This window comes from Citrobacter sp. B72, from assembly GCF_016894305.1.
Taxonomy (GTDB): Bacteria; Pseudomonadota; Gammaproteobacteria; order Enterobacterales; family Enterobacteriaceae; genus Citrobacter; species Citrobacter portucalensis.
In genome coordinates, this window is the sequence record NZ_CP069801.1 from 3,286,880 (window position 1) to 3,302,926 (window position 16,047).

Sequence of the window (16,047 nt, forward strand, 5' to 3'; positions counted from 1 at the left end):
TTCGCTCAACTTAGTATAAAAAAGCAGGCTTTAATGGATAACTTTCAAAGCCCGGAGCAACCTGTGAACATATCATCAGTTTCCCGTCTGGCGCTGGCAATGGCTTTTGGCGTGACGCTGACCGCCTGTAGCTCTACGCCGCCCGATCAAATTCCTTCCGATCAAACCGCGCCAGGAACCTCTTCGCGCCCAATTTTGTCGGCCAATGAAGCGAAAAACTTCGTTACTGCGCACTATTTTTCCGCGCTGACGCCAAACACCGCGCCGTGGAGCCCTTCTTCTATTTCTCTGCCTGCACAGCCTGACTTCGTCGTTGGCCCGGCAGGGACTCAGGGCGTCACCCATACCAGCATTCAGGCCGCTGTTGATGCAGCAATCATCAAACGTACTAACAAACGTCAGTACATCGCGATTATGCCAGGCGAGTACCAGGGCACGGTATATATTCCAGCAGCAACAGGTAGCCTGACGCTGTACGGCATGGGCGAAAAACCGCTTGATGTGAAAATTGGCCAGGCCATTGACGGTGAAATGAGCACCGCTGACTGGCGTCGTACGGTGAACCCAGCCGGTAAATACATGCCGGGTAAACCTGCGTGGTATATGTTTGATAATTGCCAGAACAAACGCGGCACGAATATTGGCGTGATGTGTTCTGCTGTCGTCTGGTCGCAAAACAACGGGTTGCAATTGCAGAACCTGACCATCGAAAACAACCTGGGTGACAGCGTTGATGCGGGTAACCACCCGGCCGTTGCACTGCGTACCGATGGCGATAAAGTGCAGATCAACAAGGTCAATATCCTGGGCCGCCAGAATACCTTCTTCGTGACCAATAGCGGCGTACAAAACCGTCTGGAAAACGATCGTCAGCCGCGTACGCTGGTTACCAACAGCTACATTGAAGGCGATGTGGATATCGTTTCCGGTCGCGGTGCCGTAGTGTTCGATAACACCGATTTCCGCGTAGTGAACTCCCGTACCCAGCAGGAAGCCTATGTGTTCGCACCGGCTACCCTGTCAAACATCTACTACGGTTTCCTGGCGATTAATAGTCGCTTCACGGCAAGTGGCGATGGCGTGGCGCAGTTAGGCCGCTCGCTGGATGTCGATTCCAACACTAACGGTCAGGTCGTGATTCGTGACAGCGTGATTAACGAAGGCTTTAACATGGCAAAACCATGGGCTGACAGCGTTATCGCAAAACGCCCGTTTGCCGGTAATACCGGTGCGGAAGATGACAAAGGTGAAATCCAGCGTAACCTGAACGACACCAACTTCAACCGTATGTGGGAATACAACAACCGCGGTATCGGTAGCAAAGTGGTTGCTGAACCTAAGCAGTAAACGTCATTCTCTGATGTAAACCCGGCAGATTCATGCTCTGCCGGGCAATGTGCCGGATACTCATCCGGCATTAGACGCAATATTAGTACGCGTTAACCACCACCCACATCGGGCCTTGTCCTACCGCGTAACGACCTTTCTCCGTCAACAGTCCTTGTTCGCCAGCAATCTCGTATACCGCGATATGGTGCGATTTTTGCCCGGCTGCAATCAGGTATTTACCTCTGTTATCGATATTAAAACCGCGCGGCTGAGTTTCGGTAGGCTGGAAACCTTCTTTGGTCAGCACGCTGCCATCTTCAGAGACGCTAAAGACCGTAATCAGGCTGGCGGTACGATCACAGGCATACAGATGACGACCATCCGGTGTGATGTGAATATCTGCTGCCCAACGGGTATCCGCGAAATCAGCAGGCATCATATCCAGTGTCTGCACACACTCAATCTTGCCGTACGGATCTTTCAGCTCCCAGACATCAACAGAGCTGTTCAGCTCATTCACGCAGTAGGCATATTGCTTATTCGGATGGAACGCCATATGACGCGGGCCCGCGCCTTCAACGGTAGTCACTTCAGTTGGTTCCTGCGCAACCAGATGGCCATCATCGCTAACGTCAAACAGGCAGATACGATCCTGTTTCAACGCCGGAACCCACAGGGTACGGTTATCCGGAGAGATGTTGGCTGAGTGGCAACCATCCAGACCTTCTACCACGTCAACCAGTTCCACCGGCAGGCCATCTTCCAGACGCGTGACGCTAACGCTACCCGCGTTATAAGAGCCTACGAACACGAAACGTCCCTGATGATCGGTAGAAATATGCGTCGGGCTACCCGGCAGCGCAGACTCTGCCGCGAAGGTCAGCGCTCCGTCATCAGGCGCAATACGATAAGCCAACACGCGAAACTCCGGGCGCACACCAACATAGAGGTAACGCTTATCCGGGCTGACGACCATCGGCTGTACCTGACCCGGTACATCAACCACCTGCGTCAGCGTCAGAGAACCATCGTGATTCAGGCTCCAGACGTGGATTTGCTGACTTTCAGGGCTGGCGGTATAAACGGTTTGCTTCATGAATACTCCTTTGCTTTTTGGCAGGTGGCTGCAATTGCCTGACACACGCCTAAGGTAGACGCTTTTAACGGTGAATGCTTAATTAAGGCTCAGAATTTTGTCCGGCTCCCGTCTCGGTGTACCATTCCAGCAGACAAAATTCTCAACCTTAATCTGGAAAAAACTATGACCGCACGCGTGATTGCCCTGGATTTAGACGGTACCCTGTTGACCCCGAAAAAAACCTTGCTGCCATCCTCCCTCGAAGCGCTCTCGCGCGCCAGAGAAGCAGGCTACCAACTTATCATTGTCACAGGTCGCCATCACGTTGCTATTCATCCTTTTTATCAGGCACTGGCGCTGGATACACCTGCAATTTGCTGTAACGGTACCTACTTGTATGATTATCAGGCAAAAAAGGTACTGGAATCCGATCCCCTCCCGGTAGACCAGGCATTACAGCTGATCGAAATGCTGGATGAACATCAGATCCACGGGCTGATGTATGTGGATGAGGCCATGCTGTATGAGCGCCCAACCGGGCATGTGGTGCGTACCGCTAACTGGGCGCAAACTCTGCCGCCGGAACAGCGCCCGACCTTCACCCAGGTTCCTTCGCTGGCGCAGGCCGCACATGACGTCAACGCCGTCTGGAAATTTGCCCTGACCGACGAAGATATTCCGAAATTGCAGCAGTTTGGTCGGCACGTCGAGCAACAGCTGGGGCTGGAGTGTGAATGGTCCTGGCACGATCAGGTCGACATTGCCCGTAAAGGCAACAGCAAAGGACGACGCCTTACCCAGTGGATTGAAGCACAGGGCGGGTCAATGGAAAACGTGATTGCCTTTGGTGATAACTTTAACGATATCAGCATGCTGGAAGCCGCAGGTACCGGTGTGGCGATGGGCAACGCGGATGACGCGGTCAAAGCCCGCGCCAACATCGTGATTGGTGACAACACCACAGACAGCATTGCGAAATTTATCTACTCCCACCTGCTGTAATCAGGCGGTAATCGATACGCTCTTAATTTGCGCGTACAGCCACAGGCCAGGTTTGATACCCAGTTCATCCCTGGCCCATGGGCTAATCCTCGCCCACAGCGTCTTACCGCCCACCTCAAGCTGAACTTCCACCTGACCGTTATCGTCATAACATTGCGCGACTTTTGCCCGGAGAACGTTACGAATACTGGTCTGCTGGGGGGGTTGGAGCACCAGTGAAACATCAGAGGCCTGAATACGAATACGCAGCGCGGTTTGCAGCGGTTGCTCCAGCTTATTGACCCACAGATGCTGATCGCCGAGCGCCAGCGCGGTCATCGCATAGTGTGGATGATGTTCCAGCACGCTGACTTTCAGAATACTGCTTTGCTGTTCCTTAGGCAGCCAGGGGTGCATCACGCTGCTGCCCCAGACATCTTCCAGCGAACCAAACGCTTTGACCTGCCCGTTCTCCAGCACCATCACTTTATCCGCCAGGTGCAAAATCTCATCAAGCGAGTGGCTGACGTACAGCATCGGAATATTAATTTCACGTGCAAGGCGTTGCAGGTAAGGCAGCAGTTCGCGTTTACGCGGTATATCCAGCGAGGCTAACGGCTCATCAAGCAGCAATAACTCAGGCGCGGTCAGCAGCGCCCGACCGATGGCGACACGCTGCTTTTCACCGCCAGAAAGACCGCCAGGCAGACGGTCAAGCAGCGGTTCAATGCCCAACAACGCCACCAGCTTATCAAACTGTCCGGCCATGCTTTTCGCCATTCCGTAACGCAGGTTGCCGCGCACTTTATAGTGCGGGAACAGGCGCGCATCCTGGAAAACATAGCCCACCCGGCGTTTTTCCGGCGTTAAACAGATACCGTTCTCGACGTCGTTTAAGACCCGACCGTTGAGCACGATGCGTCCGGACTGCGGCTGCGTCAGGCCGCTGATGGCGTTAATCAGTGAGGTTTTGCCCGCGCCGGAAACGCCAAAAATAGCGGTGATGCCGCTGGCTGGCAGCGTTTCGTTGAGCGTCAGGCAATGCGTCCCCAGCGTCTGGGAGAAATTGAGTTCCAGCATAATTATCGCCCCGTCCGCTCACGGCTAATACGCGCCAGCCATTCAGAAATCAGCAGCGAAATCAGCGCCAACACAATAGAAATGATACACAATCTCGCCGCCGCGCTTTCGCCGCCGGGAGTCTGGATCAGGGTATACATCGCCGAAGGAATGGTGCGGGTTTCACCAGGAATGTTGGAAACAAAAGTAATGGTTGCGCCGAATTCCCCGAGGGAACGCGCGAACGCCAGCACCGTACCGACAATAATGCCGGGCAGCATCAGCGGTAGCGTAATGGTCATGAATACACGCCAGCGTCCGGCTCCCAGCGTGCGGGCCGCCTGCTCCAGCTTGACGTCGACACCTTCCAGCGCCAGACGAATTGCCCGTACCATCAGAGGAAAAGACATCACCGCTGCAGCCAGTACCGCACCGCGCCAGCTAAAGGCAAAGGTAATGCCAAACCAGTCGTACAACCATTCGCCAATGAATCCGCGCCGCCCCATGGCGACCAACAGCAGATAGCCTACCACGACCGGCGGCAGAACCAGCGGCAAATGCAGAACGCTGTCGAGCAGCGCTTTGCCCGGGAACTTGCATCGCACAAGCAGCCAGGCAAAGAAGATCCCAAACGGCAAACTAAACAATACAGCCAGGGAAGAAACTTTCAGGCTCAGGATGACGGCCTGCCATTCAGGATCGGTCAGTATCATTACTTGGTCGTAAATCCATAACGTTTAAAGATTTCAGCAGCCTGCGGTCCTTTCAGGTAATCATAGAACGCGCTAACCGTTGCGTTTTTGTGCCCATCAACAATCGCGATAGGGTATTCCACTTTTTTGTGCGAATCTTCCGGGAAAGTCGCAACAACTTTTACGCCCTTACTGGCGACAGCATCGGAACCATAGACGATCCCCAGCGGCGCTTCGTTACGCTCTACCAGCGCCAGCGCACCGCGCACGTCTTCAGCAGGAGCCAGTTTCGGGGCCAGGGTATCCCATGCACCCAATTTTTGCAGCGCTTCTTTGGCATAAATGCCCGCCGGAACATGTTCTGGATCGCCAACAGCCAGGCGTCCACCATTCAACAGACTGGTCCAGTTGGTTTTGCTGTCAATGGTGAAGTCTTTCTGCGCGCTGGCTTTCGGCGCAACCACCACCAGACTGTTACCCAACAGCGTTTCACGCGATGCGGTATCAATCGACTTCTTGTCTACCGCGTAGTCCATCCATTTCTGATCGGCAGAAATAAACAGATCGGCCGGTGCGCCTGCTTCAATCTGACGCGCCAGCGTGGAAGAAGAAGCAAAAGAGGAGACAACATCAACGTTCTTCTCTTTTTTATATTGCGTTGCAATGTCCTGCATCGCGTTGGTCAGCGAAGCCGCTGCAAAAACGGTAATCTTTCCTTCATCCGCCAGCGCATGCCCGGCAACGGTAAGAGAAAGTGTTGCCCCTGCAAACAAGCGTAACCATGTACGTGCCATCTGTAACTCCTTTGCGTTTCGTTATGTAGGCGCAAATATAACGAGTAAACCAGGATTTTCCCAGTGGTTATTGATACCAATTAGAGGTTACACAAAGAAAATATCGGCAGGGAAAGCAAGATCTTGAGAAAACGAGTTGGCAGGCAAAAAATATAAACGCCCGACTGAGCGGGCGTTTGGGGAATCAATGATTCTGTCTGGACTGGTCTTTCTGACCGATAGAGGAGAAGATGTTGAACACTTCACCCAGTCCGTAAATCAGCCCCAGGATGACAGCCATCACCACAGGAACCATAATTACGGCGAATACCAGACTTTTCAATAACTCTAACATGGTCAACTCCAGATATAGTCCTTAGTTGTATTCTAACCACATAACACAGAAAAGCACTCCCCTTTTGTGCGGTTGGCTTTGCGCGCGCGCGGTTTTCCGTCACAATACCCCTTTTGCCAGGAGCTTGTGATGCAGGCCGAAATCCTTCTTACGCTGAAACTTCAGCAAAAACTGTTTGCCGATCCCCGTCGCATTTCTCTGCTTAAGCACATTGCGCTTTCCGGCTCCATCAGTCAGGGCGCGAAGGATGCAGGTATCAGCTATAAAAGCGCCTGGGATGCGATTAACGAGATGAATCAACTCAGCGAGCAGACGCTGGTTGAGCGCGCCACTGGCGGCAAAGGCGGCGGCGGCGCGGTGTTAACGCGCTACGGCCAACGCTTAATCCAGTTGTATGATTTATTGGCGCAAATCCAACAGAAAGCCTTCGATGTTTTGAGCGATGACGACGCACTGCCGCTCAATAGCCTGCTGGCGGCGATCTCTCGCTTTTCGCTGCAAACCAGCGCCCGTAACCAGTGGTTTGGCACCATTACCGCCCGCGACCACGATCAGGTTCAACAGCATGTCGACGTGCTGCTGGCGGATGGCGAAACGCGCCTGAAAGTGGCAATCACTGCGCAAAGCGGCGAGCGTCTCGGGCTTGAAGAAGGCAAAGAAGTACTGATTCTGTTGAAAGCGCCATGGGTGGGAATCACTCAGGACGACGCGATCGCTCAGGCCGCCGATAACCAGTTGCAGGGCACGATTAGCCATATCGAACGCGGAGCGGAGCAGTGTGAAGTGTTGATGACCTTGCCAGACGGCCAGACGCTGTGCGCGACTTTGCCGATAGAGCAGGCCCACACATTAACGGAAGGCGCTAACGTCACAGCATATTTTAATGCGGACAGGGTGATTATCGCCACACTGTGCTGAGTTAATTGACATCAGCCTGAAGAACACGTATCCCTGTTATTCATCGCTGCAAATAATGGGATACAAAATGTCATCGTTGCAAATTTCGCAAGGCACGTTTCGTCTTAGCGACACAAAAACGCTCCAGTTAGATGCGTTGACGTTAAACGCGGGTGATAGCTGGGCGTTTGTTGGCTCTAACGGCAGCGGGAAATCTGCGCTGGCCCGCGCGCTGGCGGGCGAGTTACCGCTTCTGAAAGGCGAACGTCACTGTCAGTTCACACGTATTACCCGACTCTCTTTTGAGCAGCTACAAAAGCTGGTCAGCGACGAGTGGCAGCGAAACAACACCGATCTTCTTAGTCCCGGTGAAGACGACACCGGGCGCACTACCGCAGAAATCATTCAGGACGAAGTTCACGACCCCGCCCGCTGCGCTGCACTGGCGCAGCAGTTTGGCATTTCATCCCTACTTAACAGGCGTTTCAAATACCTTTCCACCGGTGAAACGCGCAAAACCCTACTCTGCCAGGCATTAATGTCCACACCGGATTTACTGATCCTTGATGAACCCTTTGACGGGCTGGACGTGGCGTCCCGTCGCCAGTTTGCAGAGTTGCTCGCTGAGTTGCACCAGGCCGGTTTAACGTTGGTACTGGTGCTTAATCGCTTTGATGAAATTCCTGAGTTCGTGCAGTTTGCCGGCGTACTTGCCGACTGCACGCTGACGGAAACCGGTGCAAAACCCGACCTTCTGCAACAGGCATTAATCGCTCAGCTTGCCCATAGCGAGCGGCTGGAAGGCATCCAGTTACCCGAACCGGATGAGCCTTCGGTGCGCCACACGCTGTCAGATAACGAGCCGCGCATTGTGCTTAACGACGGCACCGTCTCGTATAACGATCGCCCTATCCTGCATCATCTGAGCTGGCGGGTAAATCCGGGGGAACACTGGCAAATCATCGGCCCCAACGGTGCGGGGAAATCAACCCTGCTCAGTTTAATCACTGGCGATCATCCCCAGGGATATAGCAACGACCTGACCCTGTTTGGCCGCCGCCGGGGCAGCGGTGAAACTATCTGGGATATCAAAAAACATATTGGCTATGTCAGCAGCAGCCTGCATCTGGATTACCGGGTAAGTACGACAGTTCGCAACGTTATTCTCTCCGGTTATTTCGATTCAATCGGCATTTATCAGGCCGTCTCCGACAGGCAGCACAAGCTGGTACAACAGTGGCTGGATATTCTGGGCATCGATAAACGTACCGCGGATGCGCCATTTCATAGTCTTTCCTGGGGGCAGCAGCGGCTGGCATTGATTGTTCGTGCACTGGTGAAACATCCTACGTTGCTGATCCTCGATGAACCGTTGCAAGGATTAGATCCGCTCAACCGTCAACTGATCCGTCGGTTTGTGGATGTCCTGATCGGTGAAGGTGAAACTCAGCTTTTGTTCGTCTCTCATCACGCCGAAGATGCCCCGGCCTGCATTACCCATCGGCTAGAGTTTGTACCCGAGGGTGATATCTACGCCTATCGACAAACCTCTCTGCGTTAATTTTCATGCCAGGGCGTTTATCACGCCCTTTTTTCTGCTTTTTTTTCAGACAAGTGCTGAAATAACAACCTAACATAATGATTTATAATAAAGTAACTGGCAGTATCGAGTGAAAACACTGGAGTGTAAACGATTCCACTAATTTATTCCGTGTCACACTTTTCGCATCTTTGTTATGCTATGGTTATTGCATACCATAGGCTTAACGGAGCGAATTATGAGAGTATTGGTTACAGGTGGTAGCGGTTACATTGGAAGCCACACTTGCGTGCAGTTGCTGAAAAACGGTCACGAAGTGGTGATCCTGGACAATCTCTGCAACAGCAAGCGCAGCGTACTGCCCGTCATTGGGCGTTTAGGCGGCAAGCATCCGACCTTCGTGGAAGGAGACATCCGTAACGAAGCGCTGATAACCGAAATTCTGCACGATCATGCCATTGATACGGTCATCCATTTTGCCGGTTTAAAAGCCGTTGGAGAATCCGTTGCCAAGCCGCTGGAGTACTATGACAACAACGTCAACGGCACTCTGCGTCTGGTGAATGCAATGCGCGCTGCTAACGTGAAAAACTTCATTTTTAGCTCCTCCGCGACCGTCTATGGCGATCAGCCGCAAATTCCTTACGTTGAAAGCTTCCCCACCGGCACACCGCAAAGTCCGTACGGCAAAAGCAAGCTGATGGTGGAACAGATCCTGACCGATCTGCAAAAAGCGCAGCCCGACTGGAGCATTGCCCTGCTGCGCTACTTTAACCCGGTTGGCGCTCATCCATCGGGAGATATGGGGGAAGATCCGCAAGGTATTCCAAACAACCTGATGCCTTACATCGCGCAGGTTGCCGTTGGCCGCCGCGAGTCTCTTGCCATATTTGGCAATGACTACCCTACTGAAGATGGCACCGGCGTACGCGACTACATCCACGTGATGGATCTCGCCGACGGCCACGTTGCTGCCATGGAAAAACTGGCGGGCAAACAGGGCGTACATATTTACAACCTCGGTGCAGGCATCGGCAGCAGCGTGCTGGACGTGGTCAACGCCTTCAGCAAAGCTTGCGGTAAACCGGTGAATTACCATTTCGCCCCGCGCCGTGATGGCGATCTTCCGGCCTACTGGGCTGACGCCAGTAAATCCGATCGCGAGCTCAACTGGCGCGTGACCCGCACACTGGATGAAATGGCGCAAGATACCTGGCACTGGCAGTCACGCCACCCGCAGGGATATTCGGATTAAGGACCAATCATGACGCAATTCAATCCTGTCGATCATCCACATCGCCGTTTTAACCCGCTCACCGGGCAGTGGATCCTCGTATCACCACATCGCGCCAAACGCCCGTGGCAAGGGGCGCAGGAAACTCCGTCTAAGCAGGTACTGCCTGCACATGACCCGGACTGCTTCCTGTGCGCTGGCAATACGCGCGTTACCGGCGACAAAAACCCGGATTACACCGGGACCTATGTCTTTACCAATGACTTTGCAGCGCTGATGTCCGATACCCCGGACGCGCCGGACAGTCACGATCCGTTAATGCGCTGTCAGAGCGCGCGCGGTACCAGCCGTGTAATTTGCTTCTCGCCCGATCACAGCAAAACGCTGCCGGAACTCAGCGTCCCTGCGCTAACAGAAATAGTGAAAACGTGGCAGGAGCAGACTGAAGACTTAGGCAAAACCTATCCCTGGGTGCAGGTATTTGAGAATAAAGGCGCAGCGATGGGGTGCTCGAACCCGCACCCACACGGACAAATTTGGGCCAACAGCTTTTTGCCTAACGAAGCCGAACGTGAAGATCGCCTGCAGAAAGCATACTTCGCCGAACAAGGCGCGCCGATGCTCGTTGATTACGTCCAGCGTGAACTGGCGGACGGTAGTCGGACGGTCGTTGAAACTGAGCATTGGCTGGCAGTCGTGCCCTACTGGGCGGCATGGCCGTTCGAAACGCTGCTGCTGCCGAAAGCGCATGTTCTGCGTATCACCGATTTGACCGACGAACAGCGCGCTGATCTGGCGCTGGCGTTGAAAAAACTGACCAGTCGTTACGACAATCTGTTCCAGTGCTCATTCCCCTACTCCATGGGTTGGCACGGCGCGCCGTTTAACGGAGAAGAAAACCAACACTGGCAGTTGCACGCGCACTTTTATCCGCCGCTGCTGCGTTCGGCAACCGTGCGCAAATTTATGGTCGGTTACGAAATGCTGGCGGAGACCCAGCGCGACCTGACGGCAGAACAAGCGGCTGAACGACTGCGTGCGGTCAGCGACATCCATTTTCGCGAATCCGGAGTATAAATAATGAGTCTGAAAGAAAAAACACAATCTCTGTTTGCTGAAACATTTGGCTACCCTGCCACCCATACTATTCAGGCACCGGGTCGTGTGAACCTGATCGGTGAACATACCGATTATAACGACGGCTTCGTTCTGCCCTGCGCTATCGACTATCAAACCGTTATCAGCTGTGCGGCGCGCGACGATCGAAAAGTCCGTGTGATCGCCGCTGATTACGACAATCAGGTTGATGAGTTCTCGCTTGATGCGCCGATTATCGCTCATGACAGCCAGCAGTGGTCAAACTACGTGCGTGGCGTAGTGAAGCATCTGCAAAAACGCAACGATGCGTTTGGCGGCGCGGATCTGGTGATCAGCGGTAATGTGCCTCAGGGCGCAGGCTTAAGCTCTTCGGCTTCGCTGGAAGTGGCAGTAGGCACCGTGTTCCAGCAGCTTTATCATCTGCCGCTCGACGGGGCGCAGATTGCCCTGAACGGCCAGGAAGCTGAAAACCAGTTTGTCGGCTGTAACTGCGGCATTATGGATCAGTTGATCTCGGCGCTTGGCAAGAAAGATCATGCGCTACTGATCGACTGCCGTACGCTGGGCACCAAAGCCGTTTCCATGCCTGAAGGCGTGGCGGTGGTAATCATCAACAGCAATTTTAAACGTACGTTGGTGGGTAGCGAGTACAACACCCGTCGCGAACAGTGTGAAACCGGGGCGCGTTTCTTCCAGCAACCTGCCCTGCGTGATGTCAGCTTTGAAACCTTTAGCGCAGTTGCTCACGAACTGGATCCGATTGTCGCCAAACGCGTTCGTCACGTGATCACGGAAAATGCGCGTACCGTTGAAGCCGCGCAGGCGCTGGAAAAAGGCGACCTGCTACGCATGGGTCAACTGATGGCAGAATCTCACGCTTCAATGCGCGATGACTTTGAAATTACCGTGCCGCAAATTGATACGCTGGTTGAGATTGTCAAAGCAACCATCGGCGATAAAGGTGGTGTGCGCATGACTGGCGGCGGCTTCGGGGGCTGTATTGTGGCGCTAATCCCGCAAGATTTGGTGCCTGCCGTACAGCAGGCCGTCGCGCAACAATACGAAGCAAAAACCGGTATCAAAGAAACATTCTACGTCTGCAAACCTTCACAAGGAGCAGGACAATGTTAAGCGAAATCCCTGTGCAGGCTCCGGACGGTCAGCCGTTTCGCCTGCTCACCCTGCGCAATGACGCAGGGATGGTCGTCACGCTCATGGACTGGGGCGCGACGCTGCTCTCTGCGCGTATTCCGCTTAGCGATGGTAGCGTGCGTGAAGCATTGCTCGGGTGCGCCAGTCCGGAACAATACCCGGAGCAGGCTGCGTTTCTTGGCGCTTCAATTGGTCGCTACGCTAACCGTATCGCCAACAGCCGCTATACCTTTGCCGGCGAAACCGTTGAGTTGGTACCAAGTCAGGGCAACAACCAGCTGCACGGCGGGCCAGACGGTTTCGACAAACGTCGCTGGCAGATAGTCAATCAGAATGACCGTCAGGTGCTGTTCGCCTTAACATCTGACGATGGCGACCAGGGTTTCCCTGGTAATCTTTGCGCCACCGCGCAGTATCGCCTGACTGACGATAATCGTATTTCGATAACCTACCGCGCCACGGTCGATAAGCCCTGTCCGGTGAATCTGACGAATCACGTTTATTTTAACCTCGACGGTGACAAAACGGATGTGCGCCAGCATAAGCTGCAAATTATGGCGGACGAGTACTTGCCGGTTGATGAAATGGGCATCCCGCATGACGGGCTGAAATCCGTCGCTGGTAGCACTTTCGATTTCCGCACGCCTAAAATCATCAGCAGTGAATTTCTTGCCGATGACGATCAGCGCAAGGTGAAAGGTTACGATCACGCCTTCCTGCTTCAGGCACAGGGCAATGCGCGTACGCCGGTCGCCCGACTGTGGTCCCAGGATGAAAAACTGCAGATGGTGGTATACACCTCCGCCCCAGCATTGCAGTTTTACTCCGGCAACTTCCTCGGCGGTACACCATCTCGCGGACCAGACGCCTACGAAGACTGGCAAGGTCTGGCGCTGGAAAGTGAGTTTCTCCCGGACAGCCCAAACCATCCAGAGTGGCAGCAGCCGGACTGCTTCTTACGCCCGGGTGAAGAGTATGCCAGCGTGACGGAATATCAGTTTATTCCAGTCTGATCCTTTCCCCTCACAGGCCCGATGACGTAACGTAGCGGGCCTGTTATTTGTTTATCACAGTAGAACCGCTCAAATCCCCACCACTCAAAGACAAAATCGCAACCTTGAATTCACAAGAACCTTACACTGTGGCGCTATTTTCGCTATGGTTATGCGTAAGCATTGCCGCTGACGCTTTACGGCAATATAATGAGAATTATTATCATTCAATATGATTTATAGGAGTGAGTGTATGGCTGTAACTAAGCTGGTTCTGGTACGTCACGGTGAAAGTCAGTGGAACAACGAAAACCGTTTTACCGGTTGGTATGACGTTGATCTGTCAGAGAAAGGCGTGGGCGAAGCAAAAGCGGCAGGTAAACTGCTGAAAGAAGAAGGCTACAGCTTCGATTTTGCTTATACCTCTGTGCTGAAACGTGCCATCCACACCCTGTGGAACGTACTGGACGAACTGGATCAGGCCTGGCTGCCGGTTGAAAAATCCTGGAAACTGAACGAACGTCATTACGGCGCGCTGCAGGGTCTGAACAAAGCTGAAACCGCTGAAAAATACGGTGACGAGCAGGTTAAACAATGGCGTCGCGGCTTTGCGGTAACGCCACCGGAACTGACCAAAGATGACGAGCGTTATCCGGGTCACGATCCGCGTTATGCGAAGTTGACCGACAAAGAGTTACCGGTTACCGAAAGCCTGGCGCTGACCATCGATCGCGTTATCCCCTACTGGAACGAAACCATTCTGCCGCGCATGAAAAGCGGTGAGCGCGTAATTATCGCCGCTCACGGTAACTCTCTGCGTGCGCTGGTTAAATACCTGGATAACATGGGCGAAGATGAGATCCTTGAACTGAACATCCCAACCGGCGTACCGCTGGTATATGAGTTCGACGAAAACTTCAAACCAATCAAACACTACTATCTGGGTAACGCTGACGAGATCGCAGCAAAAGCGGCAGCCGTTGCGAACCAGGGTAAAGCGAAGTAATTTTCATCCCGGGTCAAACGAAAAAAGCGTGGAATGCTCCACGCTTTTTTATTGTCGGATGACGGCGTTGCCTTATCCGGCCTAACGAGCGTAGCCCGGATGAATTTTTTAACCGCGGCGCGCTTTTACTGCATCCGCCAGCTGGCGCAACACCGCATCGGTATCTTCCCAGCCAATGCAGGCGTCGGTGATGCTCTTACCGTAAGTCAGCGGCTCACCGCTATCCGGGTTCTGATTACCTTCTACCAGATGGCTTTCGATCATCACGCCAATAATTGCTTTTTCGCCCCCAGCAACTTGTCCGCAAACATCTTTCGCGACATCCATCTGCTTTTTGAACTGCTTGCTGGAGTTGGCATGGCTAAAGTCGATCATCACCTGCGCTGAAAGCCCTGCTTTGATCAGACCTTCTTTCACGTCGGCAACGTGCTGAGCACTGTAGTTCGGCTCTTTGCCGCCACGCAAAATAATATGGCAATCGCCATTACCACTGGTATTTACGATCGCCGAATGACCCCATTTGGTCACAGACAGGAAGCAGTGCGGCGCTCCTGCGGCGTTAATCGCATCAATCGCTACTTTTATCGTGCCATCAGTACCGTTTTTAAAGCCAACCGGGCAGGACAGACCAGACGCCAATTCGCGATGCACCTGAGATTCTGTGGTACGTGCCCCAATCGCGCCCCAGCTCATCAGGTCGGCGAGGTATTGCGGCGTAATCATATCGAGGAATTCACCCGCTGCAGGCAATCCGCTGTCATTGATATCCAGCAGCAGTTTACGCGCAATGCGCAGCCCATCGTTGATCTGGAAGCTGTTGTCCATGTGCGGATCGTTGATAAGCCCTTTCCAGCCAACGGTAGTTCGCGGTTTTTCAAAATAGACGCGCATAACGATTTCAAGCTCGCCTTTTAACTCTTCACGCAGTGCCAGCAGGCGAGCGGCATACTCTTTGGCGGCTGCCGGATCATGAATAGAGCAAGGCCCAATCACTACCAGCAGGCGATCGTCACTCCCTTTCAGGATTTTATGAATCGCCTTACGGGCATGAGCCACCGTGTTTGCGGCATTTTCAGTAGCGGGGAATTTTTCCAACAATGCGACTGGCGGTAATAACTCGTTGATCTCTTTAATGCGTAAATCGTCGTTCTGATAATTCATGATTATTCCAGCGTTGCCATACTTATATAAATGAATGCAATCCCTCCAATCTATATCTTCAGTCATAAAGTGTAAACGGGGTTTTACACTTTGGACGGATTAATCCTGGAATTGGCCAAAAAAACGCAATAAAGTAGCGAAAAACGAGATCCAACCTACAATTTATAACTGTAACAGCTTTAATTTTCATAAATTTCAAGATTCTATGCTGGGTTTAATTTCTCTGGCAAAACTATTAACCACATATTGATGATGTAACTGGCACATGCACTGTTGGAAGACGTTATCCGACATATCGACCATAACAGGAGCATATTATGCATATGACAAAGCTGGCTTCACTCTTTCTTACCGCTACACTCAGCCTCGCCAGCGGCGCGGCGCTGGCAGCTGAAACCAATACGCAGTCCAATAACGGCCAGGCAAATTCCTCGGCGGATGCCGGTCAGGTCGCCCCAGACGCACGCGAAAACGTGGCACCAAATAATGTCGACAACAGTAACGTGAATTCGGGTGGCACAATGCTGCATCCGAACGGTTCATCAATGAACCATGAAGGGATGACCAAAGATGAGATGCACAAAAACACCATGTGTAAGGACGGTCGCTGCCCTGATGTGAATAAGAAGGTTGAGACCGGAAACGGCATTAACAATGATGCTGAGACAAAAACTGATGGCACTACGCAGTAACGCTGAAA

At 53.0% G+C, this 16,047-nt stretch carries 16 protein-coding genes; 10 read left to right on the forward strand and 6 right to left on the reverse strand.

The genetic code is table 11. The features are described from left to right. Positions 1-63: 63 nt before the first annotated feature. Complete coding sequence (locus JQN59_RS15715; RefSeq protein ID WP_048216339.1) at positions 64-1,347, forward strand: putative acyl-CoA thioester hydrolase; 1,284 nt, start codon at positions 64-66, stop codon at positions 1,345-1,347. An 82-nt stretch (positions 1,348-1,429) separates the two neighbouring features. Here the strand turns inward: JQN59_RS15715 and pgl are convergent, their stop codons facing one another. Next, complete coding sequence (gene pgl / locus JQN59_RS15720) at positions 1,430-2,425, reverse strand: 6-phosphogluconolactonase (protein WP_149607114.1); 996 nt, start codon at positions 2,423-2,425, stop codon at positions 1,430-1,432. 165 nt (positions 2,426-2,590) lie between these two features. On the opposite strand from pgl, the gene JQN59_RS15725 reads away from it, so the two are divergent. Beyond that, positions 2,591-3,409 (forward strand): pyridoxal phosphatase, encoded by an 819-nt coding sequence (locus tag JQN59_RS15725; protein WP_008784170.1) that lies wholly within the window; start codon positions 2,591-2,593, stop codon positions 3,407-3,409. On the opposite strand, the gene modC is transcribed toward JQN59_RS15725, so the two are convergent. The 4 genes from modC to JQN59_RS15745 all read right to left on the reverse strand — a co-directional run bounded on the left by modC (position 3,410) and on the right by JQN59_RS15745 (position 6,267). Beyond that, complete coding sequence (gene modC / locus JQN59_RS15730) at positions 3,410-4,468, reverse strand: molybdenum ABC transporter ATP-binding protein ModC (RefSeq protein ID WP_003831474.1); 1,059 nt, start codon at positions 4,466-4,468, stop codon at positions 3,410-3,412. A 2-nt stretch (positions 4,469-4,470) separates the two neighbouring features. Further along, positions 4,471-5,160, reverse strand: coding sequence for a molybdate ABC transporter permease subunit (modB, locus tag JQN59_RS15735; protein ID WP_008784169.1), 690 nt, complete (start codon positions 5,158-5,160; stop codon positions 4,471-4,473). Next, the gene (gene modA / locus JQN59_RS15740; RefSeq protein ID WP_003831470.1) at positions 5,160-5,933 is read right to left on the reverse strand and encodes a molybdate ABC transporter substrate-binding protein; all 774 of its coding nucleotides are present in this window, start codon (positions 5,931-5,933) and stop codon (positions 5,160-5,162) included. Before modA ends, modB begins: the two co-directional genes overlap by 1 nt. 184 nt (positions 5,934-6,117) lie before the next feature. Continuing rightward, entirely contained in the window at positions 6,118-6,267 is a 150-nt protein-coding gene (locus JQN59_RS15745) for an AcrZ family multidrug efflux pump-associated protein (protein WP_020996536.1), read from the reverse strand. Positions 6,268-6,396: 129 nt separating this feature from the next. On the opposite strand from JQN59_RS15745, the gene modE reads away from it, so the two are divergent. The 7 genes from modE to gpmA all read left to right on the forward strand — a co-directional run bounded on the left by modE (position 6,397) and on the right by gpmA (position 14,186). Then, on the forward strand, positions 6,397-7,185 hold the full coding sequence (gene modE, locus JQN59_RS15750; protein WP_032942748.1) for a molybdenum-dependent transcriptional regulator: 789 nt from the start codon (positions 6,397-6,399) through the stop codon (positions 7,183-7,185). Between the two features lie 67 nt (positions 7,186-7,252). After that, a complete protein-coding gene (gene modF, locus JQN59_RS15755; RefSeq protein WP_149607113.1) occupies positions 7,253-8,725 on the forward strand; it encodes a molybdate ABC transporter ATP-binding protein ModF in 1,473 nt (490 codons plus the stop codon). A gap of 217 nt (positions 8,726-8,942) precedes the next feature. After that, a complete protein-coding gene (gene galE, locus JQN59_RS15760) occupies positions 8,943-9,959 on the forward strand; it encodes a UDP-glucose 4-epimerase GalE (protein WP_149607112.1) in 1,017 nt (338 codons plus the stop codon). Positions 9,960-9,968: 9 nt separating this feature from the next. Then, positions 9,969-11,015 (forward strand): galactose-1-phosphate uridylyltransferase, encoded by a 1,047-nt coding sequence (gene galT, locus JQN59_RS15765; RefSeq protein WP_032942745.1) that lies wholly within the window; start codon positions 9,969-9,971, stop codon positions 11,013-11,015. A 3-nt stretch (positions 11,016-11,018) separates the two neighbouring features. Beyond that, complete coding sequence (gene galK / locus JQN59_RS15770; RefSeq protein WP_149607111.1) at positions 11,019-12,167, forward strand: galactokinase; 1,149 nt, start codon at positions 11,019-11,021, stop codon at positions 12,165-12,167. Beyond that, on the forward strand, positions 12,161-13,201 hold the full coding sequence (gene galM, locus JQN59_RS15775) for a galactose-1-epimerase (protein ID WP_149607110.1): 1,041 nt from the start codon (positions 12,161-12,163) through the stop codon (positions 13,199-13,201). The genes galK and galM overlap by 7 nt, the downstream gene beginning before the upstream one ends. Before the next feature lie 232 nt (positions 13,202-13,433). Next, complete coding sequence (gene gpmA, locus JQN59_RS15780) at positions 13,434-14,186, forward strand: 2,3-diphosphoglycerate-dependent phosphoglycerate mutase (RefSeq protein WP_003022999.1); 753 nt, start codon at positions 13,434-13,436, stop codon at positions 14,184-14,186. A gap of 108 nt (positions 14,187-14,294) precedes the next feature. On the opposite strand, the gene aroG is transcribed toward gpmA, so the two are convergent. After that, the gene (gene aroG / locus JQN59_RS15785) at positions 14,295-15,347 is read right to left on the reverse strand and encodes a 3-deoxy-7-phosphoheptulonate synthase AroG (RefSeq protein ID WP_003831449.1); all 1,053 of its coding nucleotides are present in this window, start codon (positions 15,345-15,347) and stop codon (positions 14,295-14,297) included. Between the two features lie 317 nt (positions 15,348-15,664). Here aroG and JQN59_RS15790 point away from each other — a divergent pair, with 317 nt between their 5' ends. Next, positions 15,665-16,039, forward strand: a complete 375-nt coding sequence (locus JQN59_RS15790) for a YbgS-like family protein (RefSeq protein ID WP_003022994.1) — start codon at positions 15,665-15,667, stop codon at positions 16,037-16,039. The last annotated feature ends 8 nt before the right edge of the window (positions 16,040-16,047 follow it).